The following is a 16,217-nucleotide window of genomic DNA, read 5'->3' on the forward strand; positions in this document are numbered from 1 at the left end:
TACCGCCCGCCAGCGCCCGAAACCATCATCCCGATGGATCACAGGCCGATGATGCACTAACAATCAACTTGGACCAGTCAGTTGAGGCTGCTCAAGAGCGCTTTGCGGACCTCCGCAAGCAAGATTGATTTTGCCAGCGCAGCACGTCGAGATCCGCAGAAACCGGACGCTGGATTTTCTAGGCAGGTAAGACCAAACCCCTCAGAGGAGTTCAGCGGCAGCTTCTCGTAGGGTGGCGTGCGCGGCTTCGCAAAGTCTGTTGCATGTGGAAGCGGCTGTGCTGAGCAACGCTCCAACGCGCACAGCATGGCTATTCCGCTATATTGTGTATGTTGGCGGCACTGACGCGTGGACTACGCGTCAGTGCTGTACTCTTCTTGCGCTAGGTACGATTTGTTAGCAGCGGATCAACGAGAGTGACTTGGGTAACGTTCCGCACTTAACAACGTCTAAGTTGCGTAAAGGAGCGATCAATCATTCGACGTAATTGTGTGCGGCAATCATGTAGAGAAAAGCTAATAATGCTCAGCCAGCTCAGGCTTGAAAGTGGGGTTGCTGCTCATTGAATCCTAGCTCAGAAACCCCTTTTCTATAAAGATCAGGTGTCACAGAAGTTTGCACAAATCCGTAGTGGTCAAACAGGCGTTGGAACAGCAACAGCTTTTTTTCGCTCACCGTCAACAAAGGTCTATCCACTTGCAACCAATTCAAAAGGTGATCAAAGACTCTCACACCTAAGCCGCGACCAAAGTATTCCGGGTGGACGCGAACGGTGCATATCTTTTTTTCACCATCTTCATCTTTGGCGATGCCCAGCGCTGCAAGGCGGCCGTCACGTTCAAATCGCACAATATGTCTAGTTCCCAAGAATTCACCTAGTACCACTTTGTCGGTGAACCAGCGTTCAATGTTTGGATAATCTTCTGACAAAGGCAGAAGGAAAGCGAGCGTCTTATGATGCTCCGCCGAGAAGTTCGAAGCCTCACCAAACATCGTCCTTGACGTTAGGGCTGACGATACATTGTCAAAAAAATCCTGAGAAATCATGGTCATTTTCTATGCTCCGCCTAATTTTCTTCCGCTTGGGGCGTTATTTCTTCTAACTCAGTGTCTTCGTCTTGGGAACTTAAATGAACCGAGCGTTGCGTTTCGATCCAACTAGCTGTCAGGTTCCCGAGTATACCAAACGCAAACGCGATTATCAGGTAAATTGTGACAGTACCGAGACCAGCGCGCCGTTGTTTTAGCTTCACAAATGCTGAAAAGTCGTTGATCGGCTTTTCACTTTCTTCAAGTTTTTTGGACTTTTTCCAATGATAGACAGCTACATCATCTGGAAGACCATTTTTGACATATTTATCCCAGATTTCACGTTCAAGAGTACGGCTCTTGTGCGAAGGTGTGCTCGATGAGGTCATGTCCGAAATTGCCGGCACGGCCGCGAGAAAGGCGATAAGACGAACTTTAGCGTTTGCCGGATTGCCAGTGCTTCTCAAAAAATTCTGCACAGCACTCGGCAATGTCCGCATTTCATTCAGTCTAAAGTTTATCAGCTCGATTCCCTCAAACCCACTTTGCAGCGCCCAGTCTGATGGTCTTATGCGTTGAACGAAAGGACTCTCAGATCTTTCTGGTAACCTCACACGTAGTCGGAAGTAGGTCTTTCCCTTATCTGAGATACCGTTCGCTGGCGCATCCACCGCGATTTGATTAATCTTCAGAAGTGTGCCGTGCTCTATATCCTTCAAGTCCAGATGATTTTCTGAGATAATCTCGCGAGACTTTTCAAACTCGTGTACTCGACAAAACGTGCTACCGTTTGTTTTCAGTTCAACATAAGCGCCGTTTTGCGCCGAAGGAATTTCAACAGAAATCTGTTCGTTAAAAATACCCTCGGCGATACTATCGTTCCTAAAGAGCGCCCCGCAATCTTCAATGTCCCGTCTTTCGATGGGAAAGGGAAGAAACATGCAGATCTCCCTCACCTGATGGGGGTGATCGAGAAGAATCCCGACCTCAATAAAATCTCTCTCATCTTTCCAACGACGGTCTTGGAACTTTCGCCGCCATCTTCGTTTTGGTAAGCGCCACAAGTTAAAATGAAGCTCGACCGACACTTCTTGTTGACCTGCCTTTGTGGGGCACCAGACGGCCACGCTGCGATTTTGGTGCAAGTACTGTCCTTCCAATCTTTTTTGGAGTTTGCGACAAGGTTGGGCGAGCGCCCTAAATGTATGATCCGTATAAGATAACTGCGCCCCGGAGAGGTCGCTTGCACAAGTCTTTAGATTTGTTCCGACCGTCAGGTTGTTGCACGAGCTTTAGCTTAATTCAAGATGCTCGAAACTCCTTAAAGTTGCACTATTTTAAAAAATGCTCTCGTTTGGTCGTGGGTCACCAGATGCATCGGAATGGCCAAGCTGAGCGCTATATCTGCCGCGGTCAAAATCGCTACCTGCTGGTGGTTTGCGATTTCTTGAATCGTTCTTTCGGGGCGAATCCGCGAAGTGTCATTGGCCCGTCGAGAAAGGATCGATCCGGGATCGTCCTGAAGGAAAAATATCGACTTCACTTCCATTTCATCAAAAACTGACGCAGGCAGTCTCTGTAGCCCTGATCCAGTGTCTACAACCGTGTGGCCATCCAGCACGACTAATTCTTCCTGTCCGGCGACATTTCGGTGGAAGGCCCTGAGGAGGAGTTCTTGGTTGTCCAAAACTGCGCCAGTTCGCAAATCTTCAGAAGATTGATTCTGAAATAGTCTCAATTTGAGCTCTTCCTTGATGAGCTTACTGGCTTCAAGATGCAGGAATGACGTTTTGCCCATTGCCGCCTTCAAAAAGGTTGATTTACCGACGCCGGAAAGTCCTACAAATGCTATAGTCTTCATAGTAGCTCAAACCCAAGATTCAGCTGCCGAAGGAGAGCCTCCATGGCGGCTCGGTTGATTTGAAATATCGCCTGACTTGGGTGCTTTTGCATCACGCCAAATCTCTGAAGGTCAACAAGTTTGACCGGTTCGTCGAAATATCCAGTAAGTAGGAAGTTGATGACCTTGACAGGTCTGTCATCTGTCGCTTCCCATTTTTGAATTTGCGCCTCACTGTAAACAGACCGCCTTTGGGCAAGCTGCATCAATTCTGTAGTGGAATGCGCAATTTCCATGTGCTCGAAAACTCCGACCGCTGTGATGGCTTGGGTTGGAGGGTTCTTGGACTTACCTTTGTAGAAGAAAAGCAGTGCTCCGGGCTGTTTCAAATTAAGTGCAGAACGACTGAGGTAAACTTTTCTGATTGTGTTTCCCGGTCGGCTGGGACCACCAGAGAGACCGACTTGCTCGAACATGTCTGCCTGCCTGACGTCCTTCAAGTCTGGAAATAATTCGTCATGATAATCTTCTTTTATTGGAACGCCGTACCCTCTCACAAACGGCTCCGCGGAAAACCTCGGATAGTTCGCTCTTTGAAACTCAAAAATTGCTTCGCCATTAGGGATGACCAGCTTGTCTGGCGAAAAGGCTTTCTCGTAGACCAGTTCGCCATCGGTGCGCTCGACCGTTTGCTTAAATCCATAGTATTCGAGTAGTTCGATTAGTGCGCCCTGTTTCGGATAGGTCGTCAAATATGCGACGTCGTAACTGTTGCTCTGAGCAAACCAGAGCACCTGCCTTAGCAGCAATTCACCAAGTTTGATGCCTCGATGTTCCGGTCGAACTTTAAAAGTGCAGATCTTGAGAACCTTGTCGCCACGCAGGGTCGCATCTGTATCTGGGCGGGTTTCATTTTTTCTTACCAGGATACCTGCGATGCTATCGCCTCCAGGTTTGGTTACGATCCAGCACCTCCGCAATTGCTCTACGCATTTTTTCCACCATGTATCAAATAATGGATAGTCCAGGCGCAGACTCTCGAATATCGGATCTTCTAATGGGATGGTGTGTGCCTCAACCTCCTCGATATATCGAATCGGCACATCGACCGGTTCGAAAGTTGATTTCAAAAGCGAGGTCGCGTCGGCTACAAATAGCAAGCGGTCAGACAGCTCAGAGGCATGTTTTCGCGCCCGTTCGTGAAGCTTTCGGTCTTCTGTCACCAAAAAATCTGTAACATTCAGACTGAGGGCATGTAGTAGCGTTGCGTCGACGACATCATTGGGCTTGCGCAATTCGCCAAATTTCGCTGAAAGATCAGCCGCTGTTAACCCACGTACTTTCGAAAGGGCTGTAAATTTCTCAAATTTGCTGAGGGAAACACGTCTGCGGGTCTCATCTGTGTCTCGGCTAATGTCATCTTTTGCAGCTTCGTGCACGAAGACTTTGGCACCGTGTTTCGAAGCAAGTTTTAGGAATTGCGAGAAATTCGGGTCAATTTCGCGATCATCTTCGAGGCCAATGAATACGTTGGTGTCAATTAGGTAGCGAGGATGACTCATGCTTTAAGGCTTCTCGCAACAATGGGTTTGCATATACAAATGACTGCGGAGGAGTGAATTCAAATCGGTTGCGTAACTCGTCTAGCCCGATAGCACGCGGCAGCTGGCGGACATGTTCGAGTTGAATAGCAATACCTTGATCTAAGCCCGAAAAATAGTCGTCGAAATCGCTACGTTTAATGCAAGCGACTGAAGAATATTTAGTCCACATTTCCTCTAGTGAAATTTTTTCGACCCCTGAAATATACGCTGTTCCAGTCAACGCGCGTGTCGGGCTGGTCGAGTAAATGTAAGCAAGCGTCCCTTTAGGTACTTTGACAGGAAAGCGGCGCCGCAATTCTACGGTTTTCACACCTTCCAATATTGGGGTCGAATACTGAGGTTTGATGCTTAAGACGACGTCGCGTCTAGTCCTAAAAGGCTCTTCTTCAAAAATTGGGAACAGTAGTTGATCGTCATCGGTTTGCTCAACGTCGAAGGCTTCACGAATTCTGAGCATTACGGGTGACGAGGCATCGAAACTTGCGTCGATCCGTAGCTTAGCGCCCATCCCACCGACTAACGCTTTGAGCATCGCAACACTAACGTCATCATGATTTTCTACACGTGATATCGCAGAACGACTGGTGCCGATCTGTCCCGCCAATTCGCTTTGCGTCATTCCCGCAAGCTCTCTCAGTTGCCGCAGTCTGCGCCCAAGCGAAACTTCAATTTCTCCCTCAGAAAAGGCTTTAGTTTCAATAATTTTCCCGGAAAGTTTTTTCACCACTCGCCTCTTTTCGTCAAGGGTAGCACCCCCAAGATGCAGCGAGCAAGCTTTATTCGATGCAGTCTGCTACACCGTTTCCGATAGCGTTTGCAGCTGCGAGTGCAGGCTGGTTGTCAACGTGCGCATACCGCGCAGTAGTTTGTGTTTGTGTATGGCCAAGAAGGCGTCCGATGACTGGGAGGGCGACACCCTTGCCCACTGCGATACTGGCTGCGGTGTGGCGTAGATCGTGTATCCTAACGTCGTTTAGTTCCGCGAACTCGCAGATCCTTTTCCAAGGCTTAGACAAGTTGACCAGTGGGTAGTTCTGCTTCTTGCCAGGGAACACATAAGTTGAAGCCGGGTCCCGCGTAGTCACCTTTTGTCTTTGCAAGACCTCGATCGCACTGTCTCCCAAGAATAGAGGTTTCGCTCCGGTTTTGCTGTCGGGCAGCATGATGACTTGCCGTTCCCAATCGATCCAACCCCATTCACAAGTGGCGATTTCATTTCTTCGGGCGCCCGTCAGCAACAGGAGCTTGATTAGGTTGGCAACGTCTGGCCAAATTGCGCCCTCGTCTACCAAATCGCGTAACGCTTTCCCGAGCCGTTCCAGTTCCGGGCTAGACAAGTACCGTTCTCGGGGTTGCTCTTCAAATTTCTTAACAAAGCGGCACGGATTGGTTCCTTGCTCTCGCCATTCCCATGCTTCGCATCTGTTCATCAACGATGACAGCAAGGCTAGCATTCGATTTGCCAGATATGGTGTATTACTCAGCGACTGATGTAAGCGGCTAACGTCTGATCGCGAAACATCTACAGCTTTGGTGCTGCCCAACCTTGGGGCAATGTGCCGCTCCCAACACGAGGTATAATCGCGGATGGTCGCGGGCTTCTTGTTGGCCAGCTCCTCGCGCTCGAATTTCTCCCATGCATCCACAAGTTTTGGCGCGTCTCGTATGGCCAGTTTTTCACCTTGGGGATCTTCACCGCGTTTCACGGCCGCCAAAATCTGCCGCGCATCCTCCTTTGCTTGCTCAAACGGGATTTGCCCATGTGTGCCAATCGTGAACCAACGTTGTTTCGCGCGGCGACCTCCGCCATAAGAGCGGTATTTGACGAAGTATCGTTTCGCACCTGAAGGCAACAGCTTGACGCCGAACCCAGTTAAATTGTCATCCCAAAGACAACGCGCTTTGTTCTCATCACATGCGGCATTGTCGATTTGTCGTTTGGTCAGTTTCATTAGTTCTGTTTCCTCAAAAACAGCCACGGCAACCACCTAGCGACCACCGGGCGTAGCACTTTGTGACAAACAGTATGAGGAGAGCGTGGGTGAATCTCAATAAAAACGCAGGTATTTCAAATGGTTATGAACCAATGTAGCGCAGCGTAGAAGCCCGTAGAAAAGCCGTTTGAACTAACTTTTAATCAGTGGGTCGCAGGTTCGAATCCTGCACGGCTCACCACTGAACCTCCAGAAAATAAAGAGAAAAATTTTGGAGACTCAATCGTAGAGTTGAGTTTTTGCAACGATTTTGCAACGCAGTTTTGGCCAGCTTGCCAGAGGCGAATAATTCTGCGATTCTGGAACAAAAAACGAACAAGAATACAGACGGGTGGCCAAGCAAATGACAGCGGGTTCATATGACGCCAGAGCGATTGCGAACCTCATGCTGGACGAGGCAGATCGAGAAGGTATCAAGGTAACAAATCTTGCGCTTCAGAAGTTGCTATATTTTGCACACGGCATTCGTTTAAGGCAGACAAAAACTCCCCTAGTCTCAGGTTATTTTGAAGCTTGGCAATATGGGCCGGTTCATCCGGCAGCGTACCGCGCGTTTAAATCCTGTGGTGCTACTCCGATTTCATTTCGGGCCGCTGGTAAGGACCCGTTGACTGGTCGGCCTCGCGAGTTGAAAACACCCGACGATGGATTGGTCGTGCAATTAGTTCGAGATGTAGTCCGATCATATGGGCGGCTCTCCCCGGGACGGCTTGTGGACCTATCGCACGCCAAAAACTCACCTTGGCACTACATAGTGGACAAAGCGAGAACAGATGTTGCTTTGGGTATGCGGATACCAGATAATGTAATCCAAGAACGATTCCATCATCATAAGGTGTCCGCGGGAGAGGCACCACGAGCAGGAGAACCTGAAGATGACACGCCTTTTGCCTGATATTGATCTGGCACGCATCGCACCGCTGCCCGATGCTGAAAAGCGCCATGAGCTTGAAAAGTTCAAATTGGGGAACCCAAGCATCAACTATAAGCCGCTGCGTTCCAATTTCTCAGATATCCTTAACGTTCGCCCCGAAATGTTCGACCGTATCGATCCGACAGAGCTTTCGGTGATCGAACGTAAAGTCAAACGTCAAGCCCGCTGGGACAAAGAAGAATTGGCGAATTTGCGTGTTGTACGCGGATTGCACGCATTGGCTCAGGAAAAGAAAGTCATCGGGCGTAGACAAGAATTCTACCCGTTTCAGATGCGTATGGGTTGGAAGGTGAGCTTGTGGTTGCCCACAATTCTGGCGATTGATGAAGCACCTTACGCCACGTTCATTGATCCCCGTGGAAACCGTGGACTGAACGACATCGCGCGACAATTTGCTTTCTCAATGATGCACGAGCGCATTCGTGTGGAAGATCCTGACTTCGAAGAGGTTCGTCTGAGCATTGTCAAGTTTGGACAACCGACTGAACGCCACGCAGGCGACAAGAAAAAGGGCTTTCGGCCCGCCCGGTTTTTTACTGACGAGGGTGTTGATCTGATCCCGCTAGATGAGCTTGAACGAATGGTCGCAACGACTTACGAAATTTGGCGAGAAGTCTCTGAAGGGCGGGAACAAGAGGCGCGTCGTCGCGCTGCCGGCGCAGGCCCGTTGTTCGGAGACTAATTGGCACTCGTCGCTCATTTTAGCTGTTGGTGTTACCCTGTTCGGTCGATGGGAGCGATTGCGGACTGATCTATTCAAGTTTAAGTGGAGTCAAATTACATAGGCTCCCGCTAAGGATTTCAAAAGGCACATGACAGGCAGCGCAGATAAAGAAACCAAAGGGGCATGGATTGTACACCACGCCCGAAAAATCTCGATGGATGTTGCGGCTCCCGCCGAGTATTCCATTTTGGACGAGTCGGGAAAAGCTGCCGAATTGCTTATGCGGCTTGGCGCAGCAGATGAAGACAATCTGACTAAAGCCGAGGTTGATGCAATCGCTAGGTCGGCAAACTTAAACGTCAGAACCGAGTTGCCTCACTACTTGAACTTGCTAAAGGGTCGCAGGTTAATCGACACTTCCGCGAATGAAGTGCAGGTCTTGGGTATCAATACCAGGAGCGTCCTCGGTCACGCGTCCGACATTTTCGATGATGCATCTCCGACGTCACGTGAAGTTGCGGCTGTGGAGATAGGTGAATTAGCATCTCAGTCTCCATTATTGCTCACCGAAGCTCAGGAGTACGTTGGCGACAAGTTCAAAATGAAATCAGCGGATGCTGCAGATTTCCTTACTAGAGCAAGTGAAATTGGCTTCGTGGATATCGAAGGAGACGATCCAACCAACACCCTGCTCTTCAACGGAAACCTTTTTAAACGCGATAGCGTCGCAAAATCAGCGACCGTACTTGGTTCTTTGAGCAGTGCTGAACAAGCAAAATTGGCGGAAGTTACGGAATCGCTAACATCATCCGGTTGCCTCCTAGCGTCCACGATTGAAGTTCGCCTCGGAACACCTCTTTTTGAGAAACTAAAGGCGGCCGGGGTTCTAGAAGTAAACACCGTTTCTAATGAAAACGGGGAACATGCTTTCGTAACGCTACCGGGAGCTTTTCATAAATTCGTAAACCCCCTCATCGACGATAGTTTTGACATGGCAAAGGCATTGGTCTCTGCGCTTTCCTACGGAATGAACCTTCGCCCATCGTCTCAGGGTCGAATTCTGAGTGTTGATTGGATACTTGGTGCCTTGATTTCCGGAAGAACAATCGGTCCCGCCACAGCTATTGGAAACGACTACAGAGTACTTGAACAAAACCGAGTGGTGAAATTGACACCTAGCGGTGGTGGGATGTACCGAATGAAATTGTTGAAGACCGAGATTGGGCAACTTGCCTTGGAGGTGCTGCAACGGGGCGATGCAAATGCAGAGACAATAAATGTTCCGCCAAGCGCGCCGATGTCTGGGTACGCGGCTCCAGAAAAAGCGCGGGAAGCGCTGCGTAGGCGTCAGTCTAAACCGAGTAAGCGGCAGACACAGGATATCCTCAGTGCGCTGCGCGGCGGGAGGGGTCTTTGATGAATGCAAAGAAAGGGCAAAAGGGCTACGAACTCGAAGAGCTGCTTAGGGCCTATTTCATTCGGGCGGGGGTATATGCAGTTCGAGGTGTGCCCCTAAGACTAGATGGCGACGACCTGACTGACGTCGACATTTGGCTTTATGAACGACCTACCGGATCATCTCGACGTCGGCAGATTGTCGACGCCAAGTCCAAGACTAAGCCAAAGGCAGTAGAGCGCCTTTTCTGGACAAAGGGTCTCTATGAACTGCTTGCGGTTGATGGGGCTTACATTGCCACTACTGACACGCGCCCGCTGTTAAAGGAAATGTCAAGACGCCTTGGGCTATCAGTCTTGGACGGTGCCGATATAAAAAGGATGGCCGATAGTGACAAAGTACTCCTGCCAAATAGAATATCTGAGGAGGACTTGCAGACCAAGATCAAAGCTCTCGACAGATCTAGGCGAAACAAAGAAGTGCAGAATTCATATGCTGATTTGAAAGCTGCATTAATCGATAACTTCGGTGGCGGAACTGTAAATCGCGCCCTTGAACATGTCGCAGATTTCTCTGATGCCCTGGTTTCATGCCACCCGCAGTCAAGCAGCGCGGAAATCAACTTGCGCCTGCTTTATATCGCCGCTTCATTTTCTGCAATTGCCCTTGATTACGCGCTGACAAAGGTCTCATTCAAGTCGTATGACGAGCGTAGAAAGACCATTTTAAACGTAATTCGGTATGGAGAGGAAGACGAAGACCGAGGCCTCGAAAAGGTGCGGATCGCCACCGCACTTATAGAACGTTATGCAACAAACGGACGAGCCGTTGCGCAGTCAGTCGCTCAGTCTATCAAGTCCGACTACTCTAAAATACCAGCTGAAATTGTCGCAGACCACATCCTCAAAAACCTAAAGTCCGACGGCTTGTTCCGTCTGGCTCGGTCGCTAGAGTTGCGTGCGTTCAGCCAAGAGCTTTTGGGCTTCGATGATCTTCCCAACGAGGAAAAATCCTTTATGGGTGTGCTCTTGGATTTCTCAGCAATTGATCGTTCAAGTGTCGCTGAGAGCTGGATCTCTTCGACGGCGGCGAAGCGCGCCACGGAAAAGATGGAAGATTCCGTCATAGAAGATATTGGCCCCTTGTTTGATCAACCAAAACCGGATGAGGATAAGGCGACAGAATAATTTCTTAAATTGCCCTGAACCAAACAGCAAAAAGTTCGCGCAGTATCTTCCCTCTTTAGTAGAGGTCTACCTAGCTAACCAATATGAATGATTGGCGAAAAGAACTAACCCCCGACGAGCAACGCGAGATTGAGCTTGAGGATCAGCAACTTTCCAAGCTGAGCAGCGCCCAAAGAAAACGGGCACAGGATGCGATGCGAATGGCGAGCAAGCGGGCAGGGAAAGCCATGCCCGAATGGCTGACGAAAGAGCAAAAAGCAGAAATGCTGTCCTTCTATCTGGCCGCTCAGAAGCTCAGCGAAGTTCGTGGCGAGAGATTTCAGGTTGATCACATTGTCCCACTACATTGTTGCCATTTGGACGAGGAGACCGGGGCAAACGTCCATTACCGTTGTGGCCTACATGTGCCCAAAAACCTTAGGGTGATTGCAGCGCGTCACAATCGCAGGCGCAGTGACGAACTGTTCACTGCTGACCCTCTCATTGTGCCCGACGACATTGATGAAATCCCCTTCTGACTTAAAACCAACCTTGCAGCGTCGAGACGACGATATGCTGACGATGCAGGTAGTGCGAAGCAAACGCGCCGACGATCAGCGAAATGCCTAGGTCACCGTGCCCCGCAGTCGACCTTGATTGCGTGATGATCTGATTGCCCGCAGCCGTTGTCGCGGTAGTGAATGATCCAAGGTCTTCTTCAATCTCCTGACGAAGCGGCAAGTCTTGGGCAAACTTGATGTCGCCCGAGGCGAACAGCACAGCGGTTGTCTCGACCATCAGAGTTTTGCCTGCATTGACATAGCGACCTTTCCGAGACCAATCCTGCCCTCCCGTCATCTGGATCGCATGGTGGTTCACATTCTGCTCCCAAAGCATGTCCGAGACCACTCGGCCAATGGACGTGCCGTCGATGCACAAGGCTGTCTTGCCGCCAAACGGCGGTGCGTTTTTCAATTGGATCAAGTGATCAACAACATCGACATAGGACACGCCGCGAAAGCGATCAGCGTAGACAACCGTTCTTTCGCGCGGACCCACAATGCAGTTGCCGTTGTCGATGATCGGCAATGCCTCGTCCTTGAGGACAACAACCGCCGAATAGTCGTTCGCCTGCCCAAGATCGGCGGCGAGCCAGTATCGCGAAAAACCAGTAACGCGTGGAATGGCGGGATCATTGCCCGTCTCGTTCATGACGCGCCCGTCTGGGTGGTAAACGAGGTTTAGTTTGGGTTCGGTTACAGTCGTGGACATATCGCCCTCTCCGTCTTGCTTGTAGCTTGTTCAATGATTGAAAGGTCGAAATACGCCTGCCCGTCAGCCAGCATTTCGACCAAGATTTCCTGTCGAAACTTCGTCGCGGATAGCGTGCGGCGCATCCGTTCGACCTTCTCGGCCAGCCTTGGAATGTCCGTCCCGCGCACGACGATGCGGTGGATGCCGTCGCCGGGTTTTGCGTCGAGGAACAGCCGCGCGAAGTAGTTGTTCTTACCTGCGGGTGTGCTGCTGAAATACACCTGCCCATCCTGCGTCAGCATCGGCAGCACAGACGAGATCAGGTCTTCGCCGCCGCCTTCACCTTGCAGGAAGGCGCATTCGTCAATGATCAGCAGCGACACCGACGGATACCCACGGATCGTATCTGACGTGGACGGCAGCGCGACAACGCGCGCGCCGTTCGACATCTCGAGTTCAGTCAGGGTCGATCTCGTGATGACCAAATCCGTGCGCCGAAGCTGCTGCCCTATTTCACGGGCGATGATCTTTGCCTGCCGCTCAGCCGGGGCAACGCAGATGGTTAGTGACTCAGGGACGTGCAATTCCTCGACGGCGCGCGCGGCCAGTACGGACGTCTTGCCCGCCTGCCGACCAACGCGCAGCGCAATCTCGGACGACTGCGTTGTGAATGCCTCGATCTGCCACGGGTCGGGGTCATGCCCGATCCAATGGGCGAGGCGCGCCGACGGGTTCAGATCGCGTTCGAGGCCAACGCACCAGTCATGTAGCGCGTCAAATGGCATCGCCGCTCTCCTGACTGACAGACAGAACATGGTGCCGCATTCGGCGTAGAAACGGTTCGCGTGCCTCGGGCACCTCGTCGCAGACATCTCGGATGATTTGCTTGAGCGTGACCCACTCAGGCGACTCCGAAAGCGTGACCGACACAGAAAGATCAGTTGCCATCTTGCCGTGCATGGTGGCGATGTCCCGCAGCACCTTGCGCAAACCTTCCATCGCGGCGAGCGCAAACCCGTCATCCTCGTTGTCTTCGGCCTTAGTGATGAGCCGTTCGACCCGCCGCGCCAGTGACTCGTAGGTTCGGGCAACGTCCATCCGTTCGTCATTCAGGATTTCGGTGTCGGCTTCGACCTTCTCGATCCGCGCATCGGCCAAGATCGCCCTCACCATTTCTTCGGTGATATGATCCTTTCGGTATCGGGTGATCGTTTCAGGCGACAAACCGATCCGACGCGCAACTGCCGCCTTCGACATGCCTCCGGGCATACCGTGTTCCCCGAGAACGATCTGCTTGATGATCGTCTTCTTCTCGGGGTGGATATTGATTGTGTTGGGGCGACCGCTGCCCTTGTTGCCAGCCATTTCAGGACTCACCTTGAACTTCGGTTGAGGCGGGCAACGGTTCGCCCGTATCGTCGCCATACCAACGGATGCGGGCGCGGAGCGCCGCCCATTCTTCAACGGAGACATCGACCAGATGATCATGAACGCGATTTGCGAACTGTTCCCGAACGCCCGACCGCAGGAGGTCGTTGCGCAACTCTCCAAACCCGACGCCCTCAAGGTGGAGTTTCATCATCTGGGCAAGCGTCGTGATAACGGCATCAAGCGGGTTGCTTGACGGGTCGAACCGGTCAATGGAATCCACCATGACGCACGCGCCATCCGGTGTGACGTAGGCATGATCCAAGCCGAGCGCGACATGGACCGCGTATTGCAGGCAGGCGCGATCAGTTGGCGTCATGAGATTTCTCCATCAGCGCAAACTTCGTCTGCATGTGCTGGGGCAATTCGTCCGGCTGATCCCATGAGACAGGCGTAAAACCGTCTTCACGCAGTTTCCGATACTGCGCCCCAAACTCGGATGACCCCATCACATCGCGGCGCACATAAGCGCGGCGCGTATCCTCGTCTTTGATAACCGTGGTGCGTGATGTTGCGGTGTCGGGGCGGCCACGGCGATGCGCATCTTCGGGCGTATCCGGGTCGATGATTTGCAGGGTCGCTCCCGCTTTCTCGGCAGCGGCCTTTGCCTCGCGGTACTTGTGCGGATCACGCGCCTCTGCGCGCGTCAGACTGTGGGTCGGGCGTGTTCCCTTGGGATACCAATTGCCGTCCGAACCCCGCTCTAAACCGAGCTTTTCCATCTCAGCGTCGGTCTTGCCATCAGGTCTGGTCGCGAGCTTGCGCTGAAGGTCTTTCTTTTCGTCTAAGATGCGGGTGTTGAAGTCGCGCAGGCCGTCGAGGCGTTTCGCCTGATCCGTCACCGTGGTGGTGAGAGTTTCGACCTGCTTGATGAGGGCTTGCAATGCAGCCGTGGTTTCGTCCGTCACGATCCCGTCCTTTCCAATAAATGAACGCGACGCTTTGGTGGGCGTCGCGCTCATCCGAATTGGATTAGACAGGAACGTCGCACACCGTTGCGTTCACGTTCGAATTTAATGGGGCTGCCTCAGATCGCCGACCGGCAGAATTAGGTGGAGCGGGTTGTTTGGGCGGGTTTTTTAGGTACCGCCAACGCGCGCGAATGTTCTCGACGGCCTGTGCGCCACGCTTGTGGGCAGCGGGCGTCCTATCAGTCGGCATTGGGAAGTCATCGCCCTCCATCATTGCACGAATCCGCTCCGCCAGTACGTCGCCATCCCAGCCAATGAGGCTGCATAGGTGGTTGCGATGCCGCGCGAGTGTACCTGTCCGATCCGTTAGGAATGACATGGCCTGATCTTGGTCGGCGCGTGCTGTAAAGGATGCGGTGGCACCTGTCCGAACGGTCATGAACAGGTCACGGTATGCCTGCATGATGATTGCCGTCACAAGGGCCGCTTCGGGCGTCTGTGGGCGGTCGCCAAGTATCATGCCCGGAGTTGTGCAACCACGTCGGTGATGCGCTGCCAGGGGATCATAAATGTCCCGTCTCCGACCTTCACGACGCAGCCGCGATCATTGGTCAGCACGGCGTAGGTGTCGCGGTAAACGTTGCCCTGTCCGACGTTCAGTGTCGCGGCGATGTCGTCAGCCAGATCGATGCCTTTGGGTACCTTGAGATCGAAGGTCGATGCGTTGTTGGTGCCTTCAATTGTAACGGTGTCGTATTTGTCGATTGTCGCGCGCAGTGTCAGGTAATGGGCAGGCATTCGGAACCTCTCTGTGTTGAGCGCGCACCCGGCAGGCAAGGCCGAAAGGAGGCAGCCCACTGGGTCACCGAGTGCGCGCGAGTGCGGCGCATTTTCATCGGCACGCCGCAAACCCAGCGATGATTGAATAACATCCGCTGTCGGGGCGATGTTCCGAAGAAAAAGGTGGAGGGCTGGGAGATTTAGGTGATGCTGGTTTCGGAGGTAAAAAGCCTCAATGCCATTTATTTGTCAAAACTGAATTTTTCTTGCTTTTCCGAAAATTTTTAAGCTTCCTATCTGGTATTACGCTTTGGAGAGAGTGATTTGTCATCTAAGCCTATTAAGGTCCCAGTGCGGCACACGGAGATAGTTGACCTTGACAAGGCTATGTATCACGTCTCCGATGCCGACTTCGATCGACTAATAAAGAACTTGTCGAAGGACCCCTATTTGGGTTCGAGCACCGATGGTACCAACCATGAGTACCTTTTCAGTTCACTAAGTGTTCACTACATTGTCTATCATGACCATGATGGAGTTAGCGTGTTGATCTCTGGCATACGGCCGCATGAAGCAGTATCTTGGAAGGGAAAAGCGCTAAAGGTTGGTCGAAAAACGATCGATTTAGTAAAGGAAATCAAAGGGCTATTCGACATTTTCGGTGGCGGGAAATGAGATGAAACGAAACTCCTTGACCTTAGAAAAGTACAAGCAACTGACCGATGAGGAACGTGAAGTACTACGGCAAGAAAAAGCAAATGCCTTTTTGCAACAACGCCTAGACGCTCTGAAAGAAAAAAAGAGCAAGCCTAAGTTGGTGCAGTCTGCTTCTACGCCAGCACGACGCTTCGTTAAAGGTCGTGTTCGCTCGTCTGCGAAACCAATGACCAAGACACAGCTTATTGCTGCCCTCGCTGAGGAAATGGGTACTGACACAAAATCCGCAGTTGTCGCACTGAATGCGATCACTGGTCTTATTACTAGGGAAGTCTCCGGTGGCGGCGCAGTAACTTTGCCCGGCGTTGGAAAAATTTATTGCCGCGAGCGTCCTGAACGCCAGGTTCGCAACCCTGCAACCGGGGAGCAATTTAAAAAAGAGGCCGAAAAGGTGGTCAAAATGACCATCGCAAAAGCATTGAAAGACGCTGTTGAAGGGTAATCCATTTTGCAACTTTGGACGGCTTAGTAAGTTGAACTATATGCATGACGCTTGTCTT

18 protein-coding genes and 1 tRNA gene are annotated in these 16,217 nt (G+C 51.6%); 7 read left to right on the plus strand and 12 right to left on the minus strand.

Translation table 11 applies throughout. From position 1 onward, the window contains the following. Positions 1-534: 534 nt before the first annotated feature. The 6 genes from GOW60_RS16090 to GOW60_RS16115 form a co-directional block, all read right to left on the minus strand. Positions 535-1,053 carry a GNAT family N-acetyltransferase gene (locus tag GOW60_RS16090; RefSeq protein WP_217355598.1) on the minus strand — a complete coding sequence of 173 codons (519 nt, stop codon included), beginning with the start codon at positions 1,051-1,053 and terminating at the stop codon, positions 535-537. Positions 1,054-1,067: 14 nt separating this feature from the next. Beyond that, positions 1,068-2,189: a hypothetical protein gene (locus tag GOW60_RS16095; protein WP_171230062.1), complete on the minus strand. Its 1,122-nt coding sequence runs from the start codon at positions 2,187-2,189 to the stop codon at positions 1,068-1,070. Positions 2,190-2,350: 161 nt separating this feature from the next. Further along, positions 2,351-2,890 carry an AAA family ATPase gene (locus tag GOW60_RS16100; RefSeq protein WP_171230063.1) on the minus strand — a complete coding sequence of 180 codons (540 nt, stop codon included), beginning with the start codon at positions 2,888-2,890 and terminating at the stop codon, positions 2,351-2,353. Continuing rightward, positions 2,887-4,431 (minus strand): GNAT family N-acetyltransferase, encoded by a 1,545-nt coding sequence (locus tag GOW60_RS16105; RefSeq protein WP_171230064.1) that lies wholly within the window; start codon positions 4,429-4,431, stop codon positions 2,887-2,889. The genes GOW60_RS16100 and GOW60_RS16105 overlap by 4 nt, the downstream gene beginning before the upstream one ends. Then, positions 4,406-5,197 (minus strand): helix-turn-helix domain-containing protein, encoded by a 792-nt coding sequence (locus GOW60_RS16110; protein WP_171230065.1) that lies wholly within the window; start codon positions 5,195-5,197, stop codon positions 4,406-4,408. Before GOW60_RS16110 ends, GOW60_RS16105 begins: the two co-directional genes overlap by 26 nt. A 52-nt stretch (positions 5,198-5,249) precedes the next feature. Next, positions 5,250-6,425 carry a site-specific integrase gene (locus tag GOW60_RS16115; protein WP_171230066.1) on the minus strand — a complete coding sequence of 392 codons (1,176 nt, stop codon included), beginning with the start codon at positions 6,423-6,425 and terminating at the stop codon, positions 5,250-5,252. 163 nt (positions 6,426-6,588) lie between these two features. On the opposite strand from GOW60_RS16115, the gene GOW60_RS16120 reads away from it, so the two are divergent. The 6 genes from GOW60_RS16120 to GOW60_RS16145 all read left to right on the plus strand — a co-directional run bounded on the left by GOW60_RS16120 (position 6,589) and on the right by GOW60_RS16145 (position 11,166). After that, positions 6,589-6,648: transfer RNA gene (locus GOW60_RS16120), tRNA-OTHER, on the plus strand. A 150-nt stretch (positions 6,649-6,798) separates the two neighbouring features. Continuing rightward, positions 6,799-7,362 (plus strand): Panacea domain-containing protein, encoded by a 564-nt coding sequence (locus tag GOW60_RS16125; RefSeq protein ID WP_371813370.1) that lies wholly within the window; start codon positions 6,799-6,801, stop codon positions 7,360-7,362. Beyond that, the gene (locus tag GOW60_RS16130; protein WP_217355599.1) at positions 7,355-8,083 is read left to right on the plus strand and encodes a hypothetical protein; all 729 of its coding nucleotides are present in this window, start codon (positions 7,355-7,357) and stop codon (positions 8,081-8,083) included. The genes GOW60_RS16125 and GOW60_RS16130 overlap by 8 nt, the downstream gene beginning before the upstream one ends. A 130-nt stretch (positions 8,084-8,213) precedes the next feature. Next, entirely contained in the window at positions 8,214-9,482 is a 1,269-nt protein-coding gene (locus GOW60_RS16135; RefSeq protein ID WP_171230068.1) for a hypothetical protein, read from the plus strand. After that, a complete protein-coding gene (locus GOW60_RS16140) occupies positions 9,482-10,648 on the plus strand; it encodes a hypothetical protein (protein WP_171230069.1) in 1,167 nt (388 codons plus the stop codon). The genes GOW60_RS16135 and GOW60_RS16140 overlap by 1 nt, the downstream gene beginning before the upstream one ends. Before the next feature lie 83 nt (positions 10,649-10,731). Continuing rightward, on the plus strand, positions 10,732-11,166 hold the full coding sequence (locus GOW60_RS16145) for a hypothetical protein (protein WP_171230070.1): 435 nt from the start codon (positions 10,732-10,734) through the stop codon (positions 11,164-11,166). A 1-nt stretch (position 11,167) separates the two neighbouring features. On the opposite strand, the gene GOW60_RS16150 is transcribed toward GOW60_RS16145, so the two are convergent. From GOW60_RS16150 to GOW60_RS16175, 6 genes are all read right to left on the minus strand, one after another. Next, positions 11,168-11,899 (minus strand): hypothetical protein, encoded by a 732-nt coding sequence (locus GOW60_RS16150; protein ID WP_171230071.1) that lies wholly within the window; start codon positions 11,897-11,899, stop codon positions 11,168-11,170. After that, positions 11,884-12,666: a terminase large subunit domain-containing protein gene (locus GOW60_RS16155; RefSeq protein WP_171230072.1), complete on the minus strand. Its 783-nt coding sequence runs from the start codon at positions 12,664-12,666 to the stop codon at positions 11,884-11,886. The genes GOW60_RS16150 and GOW60_RS16155 overlap by 16 nt, the downstream gene beginning before the upstream one ends. Beyond that, positions 12,656-13,246, minus strand: coding sequence for a helix-turn-helix domain-containing protein (locus GOW60_RS16160; RefSeq protein WP_171230073.1), 591 nt, complete (start codon positions 13,244-13,246; stop codon positions 12,656-12,658). Before GOW60_RS16160 ends, GOW60_RS16155 begins: the two co-directional genes overlap by 11 nt. A 1-nt stretch (position 13,247) precedes the next feature. Further along, positions 13,248-13,628 (minus strand): hypothetical protein, encoded by a 381-nt coding sequence (locus GOW60_RS16165; protein WP_171230074.1) that lies wholly within the window; start codon positions 13,626-13,628, stop codon positions 13,248-13,250. After that, positions 13,615-14,217: a hypothetical protein gene (locus tag GOW60_RS16170; protein WP_171230075.1), complete on the minus strand. Its 603-nt coding sequence runs from the start codon at positions 14,215-14,217 to the stop codon at positions 13,615-13,617. Before GOW60_RS16170 ends, GOW60_RS16165 begins: the two co-directional genes overlap by 14 nt. 519 nt (positions 14,218-14,736) lie before the next feature. After that, positions 14,737-15,018, minus strand: coding sequence for a hypothetical protein (locus GOW60_RS16175; RefSeq protein WP_171230076.1), 282 nt, complete (start codon positions 15,016-15,018; stop codon positions 14,737-14,739). A gap of 865 nt (positions 15,019-15,883) precedes the next feature. On the opposite strand from GOW60_RS16175, the gene GOW60_RS16180 reads away from it, so the two are divergent. Further along, the gene (locus GOW60_RS16180; protein ID WP_171230223.1) at positions 15,884-16,159 is read left to right on the plus strand and encodes an HU family DNA-binding protein; all 276 of its coding nucleotides are present in this window, start codon (positions 15,884-15,886) and stop codon (positions 16,157-16,159) included. Positions 16,160-16,217: the final 58 nt, after the last annotated feature.

This window comes from Ruegeria sp. HKCCA4008 (assembly GCF_013033125.1).
Lineage (GTDB): Bacteria > Pseudomonadota > Alphaproteobacteria > Rhodobacterales > Rhodobacteraceae > Ruegeria.